Below are 18549 nucleotides of genomic sequence, written 5' to 3' on the forward strand. Positions count from 1 at the left end.
ATCATGGAAAATAACAAAGTTTGGTTTATCACAGGTGCGTCAAAAGGACTTGGATTAGAATTAGCTAAAAAATTATTGGCAGAAGGTTATCAAGTGGCAGCAACTTCTAGAAGTGAAGAAACTTTAATAAAGGTTTTAGGAAATACATCAGAGAATTTTCTTCCTCTTGAAATGGATTTGGTTAATGAAAAAAGCGTTAAAAATGCTATTGAATTGGCAGTAAGTCATTTTAAAACCATTGATGTTTTGGTAAACAATGCTGGTTACGGTCTGCTAGGAGCATTAGAAGAATTGACTGATGCTGAAGCCAGAAAAAACTACGAAGTAAATGTTTTCGGATTATTGAATGTGATCAGAAATACAATGCCTTATATGCGTGCTGCGAGATCTGGACATATTTTTAATATTTCTTCTGTGGGAGGTTATTATGGAGAATTTCCGGGCTGGGGAATTTACTGTTCTACAAAATTTGCAGTTGCCGGTTTAACAGAATCTTTGGCTGCGGAAGTAAAAGAATTTGGGGTTCACGCAACAATCGTTTATCCGGGTTATTTTAGAACCGATTTCTTAAAGGACAGTTCATTGTTACTGCCTCAAAATCCGATTGCAGATTATAAAGAAGTAAGACAATCTGAAAACGCTCACAAAGAGGATATTAACGAAAATCAGCCAGGTGATCCAGTAAAATTAGCTGAAGCATTAATTAAAATGAATCATGAAGAAAATCCTGCTTTGCATTTGTTCTTAGGTGAAGATGCTTATAATATGGCAAACCAAAAGATTGCAAGTGTTCAAAAACAATTAGAAGAATGGAAATCAGTTTCAGTTTCGACAGGGTTTTAATTTCAATTAGATTATTAGAAAATGTGTCAATTTGATAATTGACTTACAATATCCCATTTTTCTGTAGAGACGCACTGCAGTGCGTACCAACAAAATGTAGGAAACCCGACAGGTTTTTAAAACCTGTCGGGTTTATTTGTTTAAACGTTAAGTGAATATCAGGCATAGACGCACTGCAGTGCGTCTCTACAGATATGCTGTGTGTTTAATTAATGAAATTGCTACATTATCTAATTTGCCAACGCCGATTTTACATCGCTCAATTTTCCATCAATCTCTCCCGTTTGCAAACCTAATATATGTGCAATCAACGGATAAACCGAAACATTTTGAAAAGTTTTGACTGTCTTATCGGCTTTAAAAGCAGGACCTTTTGCATAAAAAATGGCATGCATATCTTTTTCGTTATTGTCATAACCATGCGTACCGCCTTTTATGTGATTACTTTCTTTACTCACTAAACTATATCCTTTTTCGGCTTCAATAACAAAATCATGCACACGCGGATTGGTTCCGTAATGCAGTCTTTTTGGAACTTCAGCTGATTTCCAGAATTTAATATGAGGCACTTTTTTTAAAGCATTGGCTATTGAATCTTGAAATCCAGTTTTTGCCTGCAGGCTCATAATTGGATTAATTACATCTTTGTAACCCAGCCATTCTGGTTTTAAATAATCTAAAACTGCTACTTTTTTATCATTACTGATAGAAGCCATTCCGTGGTCTGAAACAATAATTAAGTTGATTTGTTTTCCGATTGGTAATTGGTTTAATTTTTGAGATAATTCACCCATAATAGAATCCATTTTGATGACCATTTTTTTGTTTTCCGGCGAAAGCGGACCAAAATTATGTCCCGTATGATCTGGTTCATCAAAATACAAAGTCACAAGATGAGGTCGTTGTTTTTCTGGAAGCTGGAGCCATTTCATAACCGTATCAATTCTGGCTTCATACGGGATTTTACCATTGTAATTTTTGAAATAACTTGGGTTTCTTTTATCAATATCAGAACCAGGCCAAAAGAAAGAAGCGGTTTTTACACCTTGTTCTTCTGCTAAATTCCAAATCGGATTTCCACCATAAAAGCGAGAATCATTTTTTGCATTAGAGGATAATGAAAATGCTTCGTTCATTGAAGCATCATAAAAAATGTTATTAATAATTCCGTGATGATCAGGGTAAAGTCCTGTTACAATTGAATAATGATTAGGAAAAGTTTTGGTTGGATAAGAAGGTTTCATCGATTTTGCGTGAACGCCTTCTTTAGCGATTTGTTTTAAGTTTGGAAGATTAAATTGCTTTGCATAATCCCAGCGAAATCCGTCCATCGAAACTAAAACAACATAATTATCTTTAGTATTTTGTGCTTGTAAAACAAATGAAAATGAAAGAATAAGTAAAGAAATAAAAGGGGTAAGAAGTTTTTTCATTATTGAAATTTATTGAAGACACAAAGTTACCAATAAGTATATTTAAGAGCAAAAACAGAATGTTAAACAATCTTAAATTTAAAAATGCCTTGCCACGAATTGTCTTTATTTGAAAAAGGTTGCCGCGAATTTCACGAATTTTCACGAATGCTTTGTGTTGGAAAAGGTTTGCCAGAGATTAAAAAGATTTTCACAAATTATGATCTTTTTAATCCTTTAATCTTTGGCAAAAAAAACGCCGGATAAAAAATATCCGGCGTTTTAAGTTTTAAGAAAAGAACGAATTACATCATTCCTGGCATTCCGCCTCCCATTGGCATACCGCCAGCGTTTTCTTCTTTAATATCAATTAATGCACATTCTGTAGTTAAGATCATTCCAGAAACAGATGCAGCATTTTCAAGTGCTACACGAGTTACTTTTTTAGGATCGATAATTCCAGCAGAAAGCATATCTACATATTCATCCGTTTTTGCATTGTATCCAAAATCACCTGAACCTTCAGAAACTTTAGCTACAACAACAGAACCTTCAAGACCTGCGTTTTCAACGATAGTTCTCAATGGAGATTCAACAGCACGAGAAACGATTTGAATTCCTGTAGCCTCGTCAGCGTTATCTGCTTTTAAGTCTGCTAAAGCAAGTTTAGCTCTTAATAAGGCAACACCACCACCAGCAACGATTCCTTCTTCAACAGCAGCACGAGTAGCGTGTAAAGCATCGTCAACTCTGTCTTTTTTCTCTTTCATTTCAACTTCAGAAGCAGCACCAACATAAAGAACAGCAACACCACCAGCTAATTTAGCCAGACGCTCTTGCAATTTTTCTTTATCATAATCAGACGTAGTAGTTTCCATCTGACCTTTAATTTGGTTTACTCTGTTTTTGATAATATCAGCTTCACCAGCACCACTTACAATAGTAGTGTTGTCTTTGTCGATAGAAACTCTTTTTGCGTTTCCTAACATCTCGATAGTTGTATTTTCAAGAGTATATCCTCTTTCTTCAGAAATTACAGTTCCACCAGTTAAGATTGCGATATCTTCTAACATTGCTTTTCTTCTGTCTCCAAAACCAGGAGCTTTTACAGCAGCAATTTTAAGAGCACCTCTTAATTTATTTACTACCAAAGTAGAAAGAGCTTCTCCGTCAACATCTTCAGCAATAATCAATAAAGGTTTTCCTGATTGAGCAACTGGCTCTAAAACTGGAAGTAATTCTTTTAAAGAAGAAACTTTTTTGTCGTATAATAAAATGTAAGGAGAATCTAATTCAACTTCCATTTTCTCTGGATTTGTTACGAAGTAAGGAGAAAGATATCCTCTGTCAAACTGCATACCTTCAACAACGTCTACGAAAGTATCAGTTCCTTTAGCTTCTTCAACAGTAATAACACCTTCTTTACCTACTTTAGCGAAAGCAGTAGCGATTAAATCACCAATCACTTCATCATTGTTTGCAGAGATAGAAGCAATTTGTTTGATTTTGTCAGAATCGCTTCCAACCACTTTAGCTTGTTTTGCTAAGTCAGCAACAATAGCTTCAACAGCTTTGTCAATTCCGCGTTTCAAATCCATTGGATTTGCACCTGCAGCAACGTTTTTAAGACCTTCTTTTACGATTGCCTGAGCTAAAACTGTTGCAGTTGTGGTTCCGTCTCCTGCTAAATCATTGGTTTTAGAAGCAACTTCTTTAACCATTTGTGCGCCCATATTTTCTAACGGGTCTTTTAATTCGATTTCTTTTGCAACCGAAACACCATCTTTGGTAACTGTTGGTCCCCCAAATGATTTTCCAATAATTACGTTACGACCTTTTGGTCCAAGTGTAACTTTTACAGCATTTGCTAATGCATCAACACCACGTTTTAATCCGTCACGTGCTTCAATATCAAATTTTATATCTTTTGCCATTTTTATTTTTTGCTTTAGGCAGTAGGCTTTAGGCTTTATGCCTTTCTACTGCTTGGTTAATTTTTTTATTTGCTTTAGGCAGTAGGCTTTAGGCTTTATGCCTTTCTAATGCTTGGTTAATTTTTTTTTATTGCTTTACGCTTTGTTTGGAAGCTTATAGCTTACAGCTTACAGCCTATTGCTGTACTAATACTTGTTTTAATTTGTAAATTTTGCTTTTTATACTGTTGATTTTTTCTAATTGATTTTCTGCAATTTCATTATTAAGATATTGTAGGTCTTTAGCTAAAATCAAGAGGTATTCTGTTTCATTGGCAGAACCTAAAGCGATGTTGAGAAATTGATTGAATTCTTTATCACTATTTCTTCCACATCCTTCACTAATATTAGTTGGGATTGATGAGGATGCTCTTCTTACTTGACTTGTTAATCCATATAATTCTTCTTTTGGAAATAAAGAAGTTAATTTATAGATTTCTAAAGTTAAAGAATGGCTTAAATGCCAAATATCGTATTTTTTAAAATCTCTCATTTTTTTTGAAAGCTTTAGGCAATAGGCTATAGACTTTTTATACTCTTCGAAAGAGACTTATAGCTTAAAGCTTACGGCTTACAGCACTATTAGATTATCGCTAAGATATCATCCTCACGCATAATCAAATAATCAGTTCCTTCTAATTTTAGTTCTGTTCCGGCATATTTTCCGTAGAGAACAGTATCACCAACTTTTACAGTCATTGTATGATCTTTAGATCCGTTTCCTACTGCAACTACAGTTCCTTTTTGAGGTTTTTCTTTGGCAGTATCTGGAATAAAAATACCCGAAGCAGTTTTAGTTTCAGCTGCAACAGGCTCAATAAGTACGCGGTCTGAAAGCGGTTTAATGTTTAAAGCCATGATTTTATATTATTATTAGTTATACATTTTTTATGTTCTATAAACTTTCAGAAATTATGCCATGCTGGTAAAACTGACATTATTTCTTAAAAAAAATGCCAGCTTTGACAGGCTGGCATTAGATTTTATATGAGCTAAGATTATTTAGCTGCTGGTGCTGCTGGAGCAGGAGTATTTCCTTGTGCTGGTACTGCAGGCGTATTTGCAGGAGCCTCAGTTTTTTCAATGATTTTAGATTCAGTATCACTTAAAGATCCAGAGAAACTTAAGCTTGAAAGTAAAATTAACACAATAAGAACTGTAGCTAAAGTCCAAGTACTTTTGTCTAAAAAGTCAGTTGTTTTTTGTACGCCGCCTAACATCTGCGTTCCGCTGATAGTAGAAGACAATCCGCCTCCCTTAGGGTTTTGTACCATAATAACTACGATCAATAGAAAACAAACTATTGTGATTAAAACTAAAAAAATTGAAAATGTGCTCATTACTTAATTATTGTTATTGTTATTTTGTTGTAAAATCTTTATATCCGATATGCGGTCTGCAAAGAAAGTAATTTTTTCTGGATATTTCAAAATTAATATTTCATATGCTTGAATTGCTTTTGTATATTTCTTTTGTTCCAGATATACTCTAGCCAAAGTCTCTGTCATTAGATATGAATTGTCTTCAGAATTGCTCTCTAATTGGACTACCGGAACACTTGTACCAGGTTTTACAGGAGAGATTTTCGGATTAGTTTCGATAAATTTATCGATAATTTCAGCCTTTTTTAGTCTCTCTTCATCAATTACTTTTTCTTCTTTTTTTGTTTCAACAGCTTCATTTATGATTTCTTCTTCTGATGAAACTTCATCTGAACGGTCAATTGGTTCTGTTCGAGATAATTGCAGCCATTCTTGGAAAGAGTGTTTTTCATTAAATGAAAAATCTAAAGGCTTGCCAATTTCTAAATGTTCTGCTGCAGTTTTAACTGCTTCATTTATTTCTTCGTCTTGCGATTCTTCATTTTCTATTTGAATCTCTTGCTGAACTTCTTCTTTGATTGGCTCCTCAACTTCTTCTGGAGCTTCTTGAGGAATTTCTTCCTTAATCACTTCTTTTGGAGATGCTGTTTCAGATTCTTTAATAGAAGAAAGAATAGATCGCTCAATTGGATTAATCTTGAATTCTGGAATTATCATTTCTTCGATAACACTTTCATCTTCGTCTTCTTCAACTGAGTTTAAAACCGGCTGTTCAATAACAGAATCAATTTTAGTTTCTTCTATTTTTGCTGGTTCTTCAGGAATTGAGGCTTCGGCTTCTTTAATTGAATTTAAAATCGAACGCTCAATTGCTGGATCAATTTTAGATTCCTCAACTTTTACGGGCTTTGGTGTAGAAAGAGTTTCAGCTTCTTTAATTGAACTTAAAATAGAATCTTCAATACGATTAATTTTAGGCTCTTCCGTTTTTATTTGCTCTGTTGTTGAAAAAGTTTCGGTTTCTTCTTTACTATCAGAACTTGATTCTTCAAGAATATCAATTTTATTTTCTTCTTCAACTACTGGTTTTTCATAAGTAATTGAGTGCGCTTCTTTAATTGAAGTAAAAATAGACGGATCTATTTCTGGAAGCGTTTTTGGTTCTTCGATTTTTACAGGTTTCTCAAAAGTTACGGTTTGCGCTTCTTTGATTGCAGTAAAAATAGAAGGATCTATTTCTGGAATATTCTTTGGCTCTTCAGTCTTTATTGGTTCCTCTGCTTTTACAGGTTCTTCCAGTTTTACGGTTTCTTCGACTTTTACTGTTTTTTCTACTTCAACAAATTGATCTATAGAAGGAATTGCAGTTTCTTTACGAGAATCTGAAATTGATTCTTCTATAAATTCAGTTGGTACTTCAATAGCTTTCTGAATTTGTGCAGGAGAAATTATTTCGCTTTCAAAAACAGTAATTTCCAGAAGATCTCTAAGTTTTTGTTCGTAGAAATCATTTTGAATAGAAGTAAAAGCTTCAGAAGTAATAAAATCAAACAAAACAGAACGATCTGAAGTGTGAGCGGCCGTAACTTTTAAAGCATAATTATACTTAAAGCTGTTTTGATTGTAAAGTCCTTTTAGTCTTAATGCTCGCGCACTTTGAAAATATGGAAACTCATTCAGAACACTTCCTAATGCGTCCGCCTGCCTTTCAGTAATAGCATCCGGTTTGTTCATTAAGTAGGTATAATCAGTAACGTTCATTCTTTTTTTTCTTTAGTTTACTCGTTTATTTGTTTAACCGTTTTTCTTTAGTTTAACCGTTTATTCGTTTAATTGATAACTGTTTAATTGTTAACTATTTAAATGTTTATCGTTTTAGAATCGATTAAACGATTAAACAAATAAACGATTTCAACAAATAAACATAAATTACCATTTAGCCAATGATTCATTAAATATGTCTTGTGTAATTCTTTCAAAAATGACTCTTAACGCTTCGTTTAAAACTGATCCTGTCGGAAGATCCTGACCTGGGAAATCATAGTAGAACTCAAAAGATTTTTCAAAATCATCTGTTTCTTTCTTTTTATTCATAAATCTCACATTCACACGAATTGTTAAACGGTTTTGTGACGCCTGCTGATCTGCAGTTGCTGTCATTGGGGTTATTCTGTAATCTGTAATTTCTCCCTCGTATACTAAATCACCGCCGTTACTCACCAAATTTAAGTTGGTTTGATTCATAATCAAATCCTGCAGATTTAATGTAAAAGTCCTGTCGATTCCAGGTTCAACTAAATCCGCATTATTCTGGAAAAAGTTAACTTGAAATGTTTTTGCATTAATCTGCCCTGTTGTTCCTGTAAAGTTATAAAAGCCACAACCGCTTAACATGAACAAGCTGATTAATGCGAAGAAAGAATATATTTTTTTCATAAAATGTAATGGTAATAAATTCCAAAATTTAAATTCCAAATTGGTCAGGGAACTTCAAATCTTTTAAACTTCCAATTTCCAATTATTTTTCAAATATAGCAATTTGGAATTTGGAATTTATTCTTTGGAATTTTCTATAGGTCAAATTGTTTGATTTTGCGGTATAAAGTTCTTTCAGAAATACCTAATTCATCTGCTGCGGCTTTACGTTTTCCTTTGTTTTTTTCTAATGATTTTTTGATCATTTCGATTTCTTTTTGTTCCAATCGTAAAACTTCTTCTTCCTCAATAGTTTCAGCAAATAAATAATTATCGTCTTGTATTTGATAATTTTCTTCGCGTACAGCTGGAGCAGTCATAACAGCGGTTCTTGGTTCTTCTTCAAAATCAATTTCGCTGTCGTTTTGTTGATTTCCGTAAATTTTCTGAATTAAATTCGGATTAATGTCCTGTACTTTAGAAGTGCCATTTTTCATTAGTTCTAAAGTCAGTTTTTTCAAGTCGTTCAGATCACTTTTCATATCAAAAAGAACTTTATATAAAATGTCTCTTTCTGTACTAAAGTCACTTTCTTTTTTATTTTCATTAATAACAGAAGGTAAGCTTCTTCCTTCGGCAGGTAGATAGGATTGTAAAGTTGCCAGCGTGATATCGCGATTGGTTTCTAAAACAGAAATCTGTTCAGCCACATTTCGAAGCTGGCGAATATTACCGCTCCATCTAAATTTCTGTAATAACTGTACAGAATCATCATCTAGTTTTAAGGGCGGCATTTTGTATTTATGAGCAAAATCTGCCACAAATTTTCTGAACAATAAATGAATGTCATCGTTTCTTTCTCGTAAAGGCGGCAGCGTAATTTCTACAGTACTTAAACGATAGTACAAATCTTCACGAAATTTACCTTTTTCAATTGCATTGAATAAATTCACATTGGTAGCAGCAACAATACGAACATTTGTTTTTTGAACCTGAGACGAACCAACCTTAATGAATTCTCCATTTTCTAAAACACGAAGCAGTCTTACTTGTGTTGTCAATGGTAATTCACCAACTTCATCAAGAAAGATAGTTCCTCCGTCGGCTACTTCAAAATAACCTTCACGTGTGCTTGTTGCACCTGTAAAAGCACCTTTTTCGTGGCCAAAAAGTTCACTGTCAATAGTCCCTTCTGGAATAGCTCCACAGTTTACAGCAATATATTTTCCGTGCTTTCTGTGCGAAAGCGAATGTATAATTCTAGGAATATTTTCTTTACCAACACCACTTTCCCCAGTCACCATAACCGAAATATCAGTTGGAGCAACCTGAATGGCTTTTTCGATAGCACGATTTAATTTAGGATCATTTCCAATAATCTCAAATCGTTGTTTTATTGCTTGAACTGTTTCCATAAAATAGTTATTTCTTGGATTATTATTTAACAGAATAATTAAAAGTCAGGCCTCCGTATTCTTTATTGTCTTCGGTTGAAATTCTGGACATTTTTAAAGGTAAGTTATTCAATTGATAACTATAAGTGTTTTTATATACATTGTCGATTGGAATGCCTCCAAACTCAGGGACTGGATAAGTAGTTTTTATTAAATTATTTTTTCCTGTGCCTGCAACATGATCCTGAATACTTCCTCTTTCCAAAACAAAAGGATAATCATTGCTTAAAATATAGTTCATATAATGATTCATATAAACCTGATGTACTGGGTTTATTTTATCATCATATTCGTAGGTAACAGATCCGGCGTACAGATTTGCAGGACTGTCTGATAAATCGTGCGTACCATCTGTCGATATTTTTAATGAAATCAAATTTTTGTTTTTGTCATATTTTAAAGTTGCATACGAGCTTGTTCTTATTGGTCTGTTCTCTTTAGCAGGATAATCAACATAATTGTGTTTAGAAATAAGCAGCCCTTCATCGTTAAATGTGTACTGAACTTTTACGTGATTAAAATTTGGATCATCCGCAGAAATCAATTCACCAGTCACAACATTTTTATTGTGAGTAAATAGCCAAACAAAAAGTTTTCCTGCAGTCCCAACTTTTCTGGAATCCTTCTCCATTTTAATAATTTGGCCATTACTATTATAAGTAAAAGTGGTTGTCACAGGAGCACTATCAGGACTTATAGCTATTTCAGTCATTCTGTTGTTAGAGTCGTACGAAAAATCTATAAATATTTCTCCTTTTGAACGCGTTATTTTATCGTATCGGGTACCCTTATTATCAAATAGATGTATATTTCCGTATTCACCATATTCTTTATAGTTTTTTAAAATAGTACCTTCTATATTCTCAGACTCGGAAGCTGAATTGTTATCATTTGAACACGATAGAATAAATAATGAGAGTAATAGAATAATGATTTTTTTCATAGTGAATAATATCGAAATAAACTGTTATTGTATATGTCTTTAAAGTTTTAAGTTACAAAGAAAACCTGAAATTAGAAACTTGAAATAAATTTTCTTAATTCATAGCGCTTAGTTCTACTGCTTCTCCTTTTAATGTTCCGGAAGTACAGCTTGTGATTTTTACGTTTACGAAATCACCAATTTTGTAGTTTTCTTTCGGGAAAACAACTGTAATACTTTGAGAATTTCTTCCAGAGAATTCTTCGGTTGATTTTTTAGAAACTTTCTCTACCAAAACTTCAACTGTTTTTCCAACAAATTCTTCGCTTCTAAACCAAGCGTGTTTTTGCTGTAAATCAACAATTTCTTGTAATCTTCTAGCCTTTGTTTCTTCTTCAACATCATCCTTCATTTTTCTTCCTGCCAAAGTTCCAGGGCGTTCAGAATACGAATACATATAACCAAAATTATATTTCACATATTCCATTAAACTCACCGTATCTTGATGATCTTGTTCTGTTTCAGTTGGAAAACCGGCAATCATATCTTGCGAAATTGAAGCATCTGGAACAATTGATCTGATTTTGTCAATCAAAGCCATATATTCTTCACGCGTATGCAGACGATTCATTTCTTTTAAAATTCTATTACTTCCAGATTGAACTGGTAAGTGTATGTGCTTACAGATATTTGGATATTTCGCAATAACATGCAAAATACTTTCGTGCATATCCTGCGGATTAGAAGTCGAAAATCTAATACGCATTTTAGGAAAACCAACAGCCACCATTTCAAGTAATTGATCAAAATCGACTGCAGTTGCTTTTTGCATTTCAGAAGCGTTTACGAAATCCTTTTTCAAACCGCCGCCGTACCAAAGGTAACTGTCAACATTTTGCCCTAAAAGAGTAATTTCTTTAAAACCTTTATTCCATAAATCCTGAATTTCAGAGATGATACTTTGAGGTTCACGACTGCGCTCACGACCACGTGTAAAAGGCACAACGCAAAACGTACACATATTATCGCAGCCACGGGTAATAGAAACCAAAGCGGTAATTCCGTTACTCATTAAACGAACAGGCGAAATATCTCCGTAAGTTTCCTCTTTTGATAAAATTACATTGATAGCGTCACGGCCTTCTTCCACTTCTGCCAATAAATTCGGCAGATCTTTATAAGCATCAGGGCCAACAACAAGGTCGACTATTTTCTCTTCTTCCAAAAACTGACTTTTCAAACGCTCCGCCATGCAGCCCAAAACCCCAACTTTCATTTTCGGATTAGTGCGTTTTACAGCATTGTATTTCTCAAGACGTTTGCGAATAGTTTGCTCGGCTTTGTCTCGAATAGAGCAGGTGTTTACCAAAACCAAATCGGCTTCTTCCAAAACAGAAGTGGTATTATAACCTCCGGCAGACAAAATGGAAGCTACGACTTCACTGTCCGAAAAATTCATCGCACAGCCGTAACTTTCTATAAAAAGTTTTTTAGTATTCTCAGGTTTATTTTCCAAAACAAGACTTTCGCCCTGCTTGCTTTCTTCAATAATCTTTTCCATTGTAAAATTTCAAAGTGCAAAGATAGCGTAAATACAGTCAATATGACAAGATGGCAGGAAAGAAATTTTAGATTTTAGAATGCAGATTTTAGATTTTTATGATTTTTGTAAAATTTTATGATTCTAAAATATTTAAATAGCCACAGATTAAAAGATTAAAAAGAATTCTCATAGCTTTGGGAACTTTGTTCTGAATTTTAGCTTAGAAAAAACTTTCCGAACTTTGCGTAAATCTTTGTGAGCTTTGTGGTTAAATTTTTTCAGAAGCAATTTCCAGCTTTACGTTTCAAGTCCTCGCAAAAAATTAAAAGTTTCTAATGTTTTAAAAAGAGCTTCCGTTGGTCGCTTTTTTAAAACAAGAAACTTTTAATTTTTTTACTCCGGGCTTTTCACTGCAATCTGGGCTAGAACCATTGGTCTCAAAAAGAACATTTCTCGGTCATAAATCATTAAAAGTTATACCTATATATATTATCGAGATTATTACAGATAAATCTGCAATTTTAAGTTTCATAATATCAAAATACTTCAAAAATTCATAAGCAAGGTTAATATTTAAAAAAAATAGATACTTTTGTTGCAGAAAAATAGAGCAATGGCAAAGAATTTAGTAATAGTGGAGTCACCTGCAAAGGCGAAAACGATCGAGAAATTTCTTGGGAGCGATTTTCAGGTGGAGTCAAGTTATGGTCACATAGCCGACTTACCATCAAAGGAAATAGGGGTAGATGTAGAAAATGGTTTTAAACCTAAATATGAAGTTTCTCCGGATAAAAAAGCTTTGGTAAGTAAACTTAAAACACTATCTAAGAATGCCGAAATGGTTTGGTTAGCAAGTGATGAGGACCGCGAAGGAGAAGCTATTTCATGGCACTTGGCGGAAGAATTGAAATTAGATATAAAAAAAACCAAACGAATTGTTTTTCACGAAATTACAAAATCTGCAATTCTAAAAGCAATCGACAATCCAAGAGAGATTGATTATAATTTAGTAAATGCACAGCAGGCAAGAAGAGTATTAGACCGTTTAGTAGGTTACGAATTGTCTCCTGTTTTATGGAGAAAAATCAAAGGCGGACTTTCTGCTGGTCGTGTACAATCTGTTTCTGTTCGCTTGATTGTTGAAAGAGAACGTGAAATTCAAAACTTTACTGCAGTTGCATCCTATTCAATTGTTGCAGAATTTGTAAATGAAGCGGGAAAAGTTTTCAAAGCAAAACTGCCTAAAAATTTCAATACAAAAAAAGAAGCCGAAGATTTCTTAAATCAAAATATCGGTTCTAAATATAAGGTAGCTGATTTAGAAACTAAACCTACCAAAAAATCACCAACATCACCTTTTACAACTTCTACGCTTCAACAAGAGGCGGCAAGAAAATTGTATCTGCCGGTTGGAATTACAATGCAGTTAGCACAGCGTCTGTACGAAGCAGGACTTATTACTTATATGAGAACTGACTCGGTAAACCTTTCTAAAGAAGCAATGGATGCCGCTGAAGCAGAAATCATAAAATCTTACGGAAAAGAATATTCTAAGCCTCGCGTTTTTGCTAATAAAAACAAAGGAGCCCAAGAAGCGCACGAAGCAATTCGTCCGACAGATATGTCTCGTCATACGGTAAATATCGATCGTGATCAGGCTCGTTTGTACGATTTGATCTGGAAAAGAACGTTGGCTTCGCAAATGAGCGATGCACAGCTGGAGAGAACAAACGTAAAAATTGAAGCAGATAATCACAGCGAAATTTTTACGGCTTCTGGGGAGGTCTTACTTTTTGAAGGTTTCTTAAAAGTTTATCTTGAAGGTCATGATGATGACGAAGAAGAACAAGAAGGAATGCTTCCTGCATTAAAAGTAAACGAAAAGTTAGCAAACAACTATATTACAGCTACAGAACGATATTCAAGACCACCTGCACGTTACACTGAGGCATCTTTGGTAAAAAAATTAGAAGAACTTGGAATTGGCCGTCCTTCTACTTATGCGCCAACGATTTCAACAATTATCAATAGAAATTATGTTGAAAAAGGAACGCTTGAAGGGCAGGAACGTAATTATACACAGCTTACTTTGCAAAACAGTAAAGTAGGTGAAAAACTCTTGAAAGAAAACACAGGTTCTGATAAAGGAAAATTGGTTCCTACAGATATCGGAACTATTGTGACTGATTTCTTAGTAAAGAATTTCGGAAACATTTTAGATTATAATTTCACAGCAAAAGTAGAACAGGATTTTGATGAAATTGCCGAAGGAAATATTGACTGGGCGATTATGATGCAGGAGTTCTACAATAAATTTCATCCAAATGTAAAAGAAGTTGAAGCAAATGCGGAACGTGAAAGCGGTGAAAGAATTTTAGGAAAAGATGCAGACGGAAGACAAGTCTCTGTTCGTTTAGGAAAATTTGGACCAATGGCTCAAATTGGAGAAGCAGATGATGAAGATAAAAAATTTGCCAGTTTAATGGCAGATCAAAATATTGGAAACATTACACTTGAAGAAGCTTTAAATTTATTTTTGCTTCCTAAAAGTTTAGGTGAATATAAAGGAGAAGAAGTAGAAGTAAGTAATGGCCGTTATGGTCCTTACGTTCGTCACGGAAGCGTTTTTATTTCATTGCCAAGAGGAGAAGATCCGTTGAATGTTTCTAAGGAAAGAGCACAGGAATTAATTGACGAAAAAGCACTTGCTGATGCGCCAATTGCAGTTTATAAGGGAGAAGCAGTTCAAAAAGGAGTGGGGCGTTTTGGTCCATTCATTAAATGGAACGGTCTTTTTATAAATGTCAATAAAAAATACAATTTTGATAATTTGTCACAAACAGATGTTGAAGAACTTATCGAAGAAAAACTTCAAAAAAACATCGATAAAGTCATTCATAATTGGGAAGACGAAGGAATTGTAGTAGAAAAGGCCCGTTGGGGACGTTCTGTAATTCTAAAAGGCAAAATGAAAATTGAATTGAGTAAAGATGTTGATGCAGCACAATTAACATTGGCACAAGTTCAAGAAATGATTGCCGCTAAAACACCTGCAAAGAAAACTGCAGCTAAAAAAACAACAACTGCTAAAAAAGCACCAGCTAAAAAAACAGCTGCTAAAAAGAAATAAGTATAGATGGAATTCGATTTTCTAGAACCAGTTAATGATGCGATTGTAAAATTCGTCAGCGCACTGTCTTCACAAGAGCTTGGGAGTAAAGTTGTCTTTCATACCCAAGATCAGTTTCCAGATATTGACAAAATTGATATTGCTATTATTGGTGTTTTGGAAGATCGTACCAACATCAATATGGTTAATGAAGTTAATCTTTCTGCAGTACGTAAAAAGTTGTATGGGATGTTTCCTGGTAACTGGGATGCATCGATTGCTGATCTAGGAGATATACTTGCAGGAGATTCTGTAGAGGATACTTATTTTGCATTAAAGAAAGTTACAGCTTCTTTAATTAAAAACAAAGTCATTCCTATAGTCCTGGGAGGTTCACAAGATTTAACATATGCGTTGTATCGTGCTTATGACGATTTGGAGCAAATGGTTAATATGGTTGCCGTTGATAATAAGTTTGATTTTGGAAAGGAAAACGAGTCAGTTTCAGCTAATTCGTATTTAACTAAGATCATTATTGATGAACCAAATAACCTTTTCAATTACTGTAATATAGGATATCAAACGTATTATAATTCGCAAGAAGAAATCGACTTGATCGAAAAGTTATTTTTTGATGCCTACCGTTTAGGGGAAATTTCAAATAAAATAACATTAGCAGAACCAATTTTTAGAGATGCAGATTTAGTTAGTATCGATTTAAATTCTGTAAAATCTTCTGCTTCAGGAAATACGGTTACTTTTGAGCCTAATGGTTTTAATGGAAAAGAAATCTGTGCTTTGGCAAGATATGCAGGAATTAGTGATAAAGTTTCCTCTTTTGGAATCTTTAATCACAATAGTTCTATGGCAGAGTCTGTAATTATTGCACAGATAGTTTGGTACTTTATAGAAGGGTATCATTATCGTTCAAAAGAGTATCCATTTGGAAGCCGTGCAAACTATTTAAAATATATAGTTCCTCTTGAAGATGAAGAACTGATTTTTTATAAAAGTGACAAAACAGATCGCTGGTGGATTGAAATTCCTTTTGAATCTAATGGTCACAATAAATTGAAAAGAAATACGTTATTACCCTGTTCTTATGACGAATATTTGTCGGCTTGCAACCAAGAATTGCCAGAAAGATGGTGGAAAGCACAGCGAAAAAATGCATTGTAAGTCGAAAATTTAAGCAAAATCTTAAATTTTTAAAATTAATTAAAAAAAGTTAAAATAAATTAGTAAGAAAATAATTATATATCATAAAAATTAACGTTTTACATCGATTTTTTGAAACAGTTTATCGGTAAAATATTTTTTTTTTATTTTATTTAACATTATTTTTGAACGGTAAAATAAATTTCGAAATTAGTATTGTTTTTTAGATAAATAATAAATACGTTTACGGACTTTTAATAATGAATAGATAATCCCAAATTTATATGAAGAAGTTTATTGCATTTGCAGCAATGTTAACACTAGTAATCGGCTGTGGTAAGTCAGGAGATAAAGGTGAATTAGTTGGTGTTACAGGAGGGAAATGGCATCCTGAGAAGCCTTATGGAATGACATTAGTTCCGGGTGGATCTTTTATAATGGGTAAATCAGATGCTGATTTAGCTAACGTAGAAGATGCTCCGACTAAAACAGTAACGGTTCGTTCATTTTATATGGATGAAACTGAAATTACAAATAGTGAGTACCGTCAATTTGTGGAATGGGTGAAAGATTCTACAATGAGAGTTCGTTTAGCAATCTTAGCTGATGAAACAGGACAAAAAGCTACTGATGGTAAAGGTTCAAAAGGTGGAAGTATATCTGATTATGCTTTCAACGATTCAGATCCAGAGAAAATGACTGCTTATGATAAATATATGTATGACAACTATTATAGTGTTGGTACAAAAGATGATCCATACGCTGGAAGAAAACTAAACAGAAAAGTTAAATTAATTAAAGATACAAAAGCTTATCCAGATGAATATTACGCTGAAGTAATGGATTCTATGTATTTGCCAATTGAAGAATCATACAATGGTTTAAGAACAATTGATGTAAATAAATTGAAATTTCGTTATTCTTGGATGGACATTCAAGCTGCTGCAAAAGCTAAAGTTGGAAAAAGAAGTGACTTCGTAAAAACAGAACAGGTAAATGTTTATCCTGATACTGCAGTTTGGATTAAAGATTTCGCTTACTCATACAATGAGCCAATGCATAATGATTATTTCTGGCACAAAGCTTACGGAGAATATCCTGTAGTTGGTGTTACTTGGAAACAAGCAAAAGCATTTTGTGCTTGGAGAACATTAAACAAAAACAGTTATATCAAATCTAAGAAAAAAGGGCGTGACCTAGTAAATGCTTTCAGATTGCCAACTGAAGCAGAATGGGAGTACGCTGCAAGAGGTGGTCTAGAATCTGCTACTTATCCTTGGGGAGGTCCTTATACTAAAAGTGATAGAGGTTGTTTCTTAGCAAACTTTAAACCAAGTAGAGGAGATTATGCTGCTGATGAAGCATTATATACTGTTGAAGCAAAATCATACGATGTAAACGGTTACGGATTATACAATATGGCAGGAAACGTTTCAGAATGGACTGACTCTGCTTACAATCCAAACGCTTACGAATATGTTTCAACAATGAATCCAAACGTAATTGATGGTAAAAATCAGAGAAAAGTGGTTCGTGGAGGTTCTTGGAAAGATGTTGCATACTTCTTACAAGTTAGTACTCGTGATCACGAATATGCTGATTCAGCTAGAAGTTATATCGGATTTAGAACTGTACAAGATTACATGGGAACTCAGGTAACTGGAAGCTCCAACACAAGAAAGTAATTTATAATTTTATCAATATCCAACAAATCTATTTAAATTAAAACCTAAAAAAAAGTATTATGGCATTATTAAGTAAAAAAGCAATGAATTTCGCTTATGGTATGGGAGCGGCAGTAGTAATCGTTGGAGCTTTATTCAAAATTACTCACTTTGAAATTGGACCATTAACAGGAACAGTTATGCTTTCAGTAGGATTGGTTACTGAGGCGTTAATCTTTGCACTTTCTGCTTTCGAACCTGTTGAAGACGAGTTAGATTGGACTCTTGTTTACCCTGAATTAGCTAACGGACAAGCTAGAAAAAAAGAGGTTAAAGTTGAAGCTCCAACAGAAGCTCAAGGATTATTATCTCAAAAATTAGATTCATTATTAAAAGAAGCTAAAATTGACGGTGAATTAATGTCAAGTTTAGGAAACAGCATCAAAAACTTCGAATCTGCTGCTAAAGGAATTGCTCCAACTGTAGATTCAATCGCAGGACAAAAGAAATATTCTGAAGAATTATCTGTTGCTGCTGCTCAAATGGAATCATTAAACAGTTTATATAAAGTACAGTTAGAAAGCGCTTCTAGAAACGCTGAAGCTAACAAAGAAATCGCTGAAAATGCTTCTAAATTAAAAGAGCAAATGCAATCTATGACTGCAAATATTGCTTCTTTAAACAGTGTTTACGGTGGTATGCTTTCTGCAATGAGTAACAAAGGATAATTAGTT

Annotated in this window: 15 protein-coding genes; 5 read left to right on the plus strand and 10 right to left on the minus strand. The window is 33.9% G+C overall.

Annotation, left to right across the window (positions count from 1 at the left end; genetic code table 11):
- Window positions 1–3: 3 nt before the first annotated feature.
- Window positions 4–843: an oxidoreductase gene (locus tag BSF42_RS12985; RefSeq protein ID WP_095953514.1), complete on the plus strand. Its 840-nt coding sequence runs from the start codon at window positions 4–6 to the stop codon at window positions 841–843.
- A gap of 230 nt (window positions 844–1073) precedes the next feature.
- Here BSF42_RS12985 and BSF42_RS12990 read toward each other — a convergent pair whose 3' ends face one another.
- From BSF42_RS12990 to miaB, 10 genes are all read right to left on the minus strand, one after another.
- Window positions 1074–2276 (minus strand): ectonucleotide pyrophosphatase/phosphodiesterase, encoded by a 1203-nt coding sequence (locus tag BSF42_RS12990; protein ID WP_095953515.1) that lies wholly within the window; start codon window positions 2274–2276, stop codon window positions 1074–1076.
- Window positions 2277–2560: 284 nt separating this feature from the next.
- Complete coding sequence (groL, locus tag BSF42_RS12995; RefSeq protein ID WP_095953516.1) at window positions 2561–4189, minus strand: chaperonin GroEL; 1629 nt, start codon at window positions 4187–4189, stop codon at window positions 2561–2563.
- Between the two features lie 175 nt (window positions 4190–4364).
- A complete protein-coding gene (locus BSF42_RS13000; protein ID WP_095953517.1) occupies window positions 4365–4721 on the minus strand; it encodes a four helix bundle protein in 357 nt (118 codons plus the stop codon).
- 89 nt (window positions 4722–4810) lie between these two features.
- A complete protein-coding gene (gene groES, locus BSF42_RS13005; protein WP_012023920.1) occupies window positions 4811–5086 on the minus strand; it encodes a co-chaperone GroES in 276 nt (91 codons plus the stop codon).
- 140 nt (window positions 5087–5226) lie between these two features.
- Window positions 5227–5568, minus strand: coding sequence for a preprotein translocase subunit SecG (secG, locus tag BSF42_RS13010; protein WP_095953518.1), 342 nt, complete (start codon window positions 5566–5568; stop codon window positions 5227–5229).
- Between the two features lie 3 nt (window positions 5569–5571).
- Window positions 5572–7311: a tetratricopeptide repeat protein gene (locus BSF42_RS22630; RefSeq protein ID WP_216360280.1), complete on the minus strand. Its 1740-nt coding sequence runs from the start codon at window positions 7309–7311 to the stop codon at window positions 5572–5574.
- Window positions 7312–7479: 168 nt separating this feature from the next.
- Window positions 7480–7986 carry an LptE family protein gene (locus BSF42_RS13020; RefSeq protein ID WP_095953519.1) on the minus strand — a complete coding sequence of 169 codons (507 nt, stop codon included), beginning with the start codon at window positions 7984–7986 and terminating at the stop codon, window positions 7480–7482.
- A gap of 134 nt (window positions 7987–8120) precedes the next feature.
- A complete protein-coding gene (locus BSF42_RS13025) occupies window positions 8121–9380 on the minus strand; it encodes a sigma-54-dependent Fis family transcriptional regulator (RefSeq protein WP_095953520.1) in 1260 nt (419 codons plus the stop codon).
- 22 nt (window positions 9381–9402) lie between these two features.
- Complete coding sequence (locus tag BSF42_RS13030; RefSeq protein WP_095953521.1) at window positions 9403–10362, minus strand: hypothetical protein; 960 nt, start codon at window positions 10360–10362, stop codon at window positions 9403–9405.
- A 94-nt stretch (window positions 10363–10456) separates the two neighbouring features.
- The gene (miaB, locus tag BSF42_RS13035) at window positions 10457–11902 is read right to left on the minus strand and encodes a tRNA (N6-isopentenyl adenosine(37)-C2)-methylthiotransferase MiaB (RefSeq protein WP_095953522.1); all 1446 of its coding nucleotides are present in this window, start codon (window positions 11900–11902) and stop codon (window positions 10457–10459) included.
- Between the two features lie 595 nt (window positions 11903–12497).
- On the opposite strand from miaB, the gene topA reads away from it, so the two are divergent.
- The 4 genes from topA (at window position 12498) to gldL (ending at window position 18543) form a co-directional block, all read left to right on the plus strand.
- Window positions 12498–15014 carry a type I DNA topoisomerase gene (topA, locus tag BSF42_RS13040; protein WP_095953523.1) on the plus strand — a complete coding sequence of 839 codons (2517 nt, stop codon included), beginning with the start codon at window positions 12498–12500 and terminating at the stop codon, window positions 15012–15014.
- A 6-nt stretch (window positions 15015–15020) separates the two neighbouring features.
- On the plus strand, window positions 15021–16172 hold the full coding sequence (locus BSF42_RS13045) for a formimidoylglutamase (RefSeq protein WP_095953524.1): 1152 nt from the start codon (window positions 15021–15023) through the stop codon (window positions 16170–16172).
- Between the two features lie 263 nt (window positions 16173–16435).
- Window positions 16436–17836, plus strand: coding sequence for a gliding motility lipoprotein GldK (gene gldK, locus BSF42_RS13050; protein WP_095953525.1), 1401 nt, complete (start codon window positions 16436–16438; stop codon window positions 17834–17836).
- A 59-nt stretch (window positions 17837–17895) separates the two neighbouring features.
- Entirely contained in the window at window positions 17896–18543 is a 648-nt protein-coding gene (gene gldL / locus BSF42_RS13055) for a gliding motility protein GldL (RefSeq protein ID WP_095953526.1), read from the plus strand.
- Window positions 18544–18549: the final 6 nt, after the last annotated feature.

Origin of the sequence: Flavobacterium sp. ACN6, from assembly GCF_002304005.1 — a bacterium.
Classification (GTDB): domain Bacteria; phylum Bacteroidota; class Bacteroidia; order Flavobacteriales; family Flavobacteriaceae; genus Flavobacterium.

Excerpts from the sequence above, each read along its gene's own strand:
- miaB (WP_095953522.1), bottom strand. The coding sequence starts at position 11,902 with ATGGAAAAGATTATTGAAGAAAGCAAGCAGGGCGAAAGTCTTGTTTTG.
- BSF42_RS13045 (WP_095953524.1), top strand. The coding sequence starts at position 15,021 with ATGGAATTCGATTTTCTAGAACCAGTTAATGATGCGATTGTAAAATTC.
- BSF42_RS12990 (WP_095953515.1), bottom strand. The coding sequence starts at position 2,276 with ATGAAAAAACTTCTTACCCCTTTTATTTCTTTACTTATTCTTTCATTT.
- gldL (WP_095953526.1), top strand. The coding sequence starts at position 17,896 with ATGGCATTATTAAGTAAAAAAGCAATGAATTTCGCTTATGGTATGGGA.
- BSF42_RS12985 (WP_095953514.1), top strand. The coding sequence starts at position 4 with ATGGAAAATAACAAAGTTTGGTTTATCACAGGTGCGTCAAAAGGACTT.
- gldK (WP_095953525.1), top strand. The coding sequence starts at position 16,436 with ATGAAGAAGTTTATTGCATTTGCAGCAATGTTAACACTAGTAATCGGC.
- BSF42_RS13000 (WP_095953517.1), bottom strand. The coding sequence starts at position 4,721 with ATGAGAGATTTTAAAAAATACGATATTTGGCATTTAAGCCATTCTTTA.
- BSF42_RS13030 (WP_095953521.1), bottom strand. The coding sequence starts at position 10,362 with ATGAAAAAAATCATTATTCTATTACTCTCATTATTTATTCTATCGTGT.
- secG (WP_095953518.1), bottom strand. The coding sequence starts at position 5,568 with ATGAGCACATTTTCAATTTTTTTAGTTTTAATCACAATAGTTTGTTTT.
- BSF42_RS13025 (WP_095953520.1), bottom strand. The coding sequence starts at position 9,380 with ATGGAAACAGTTCAAGCAATAAAACAACGATTTGAGATTATTGGAAAT.
- groL (WP_095953516.1), bottom strand. The coding sequence starts at position 4,189 with ATGGCAAAAGATATAAAATTTGATATTGAAGCACGTGACGGATTAAAA.
- BSF42_RS13020 (WP_095953519.1), bottom strand. The coding sequence starts at position 7,986 with ATGAAAAAAATATATTCTTTCTTCGCATTAATCAGCTTGTTCATGTTA.
- BSF42_RS22630 (WP_216360280.1), bottom strand. The coding sequence starts at position 7,311 with ATGAACGTTACTGATTATACCTACTTAATGAACAAACCGGATGCTATT.
- groES (WP_012023920.1), bottom strand. The coding sequence starts at position 5,086 with ATGGCTTTAAACATTAAACCGCTTTCAGACCGCGTACTTATTGAGCCT.
- topA (WP_095953523.1), top strand. The coding sequence starts at position 12,498 with ATGGCAAAGAATTTAGTAATAGTGGAGTCACCTGCAAAGGCGAAAACG.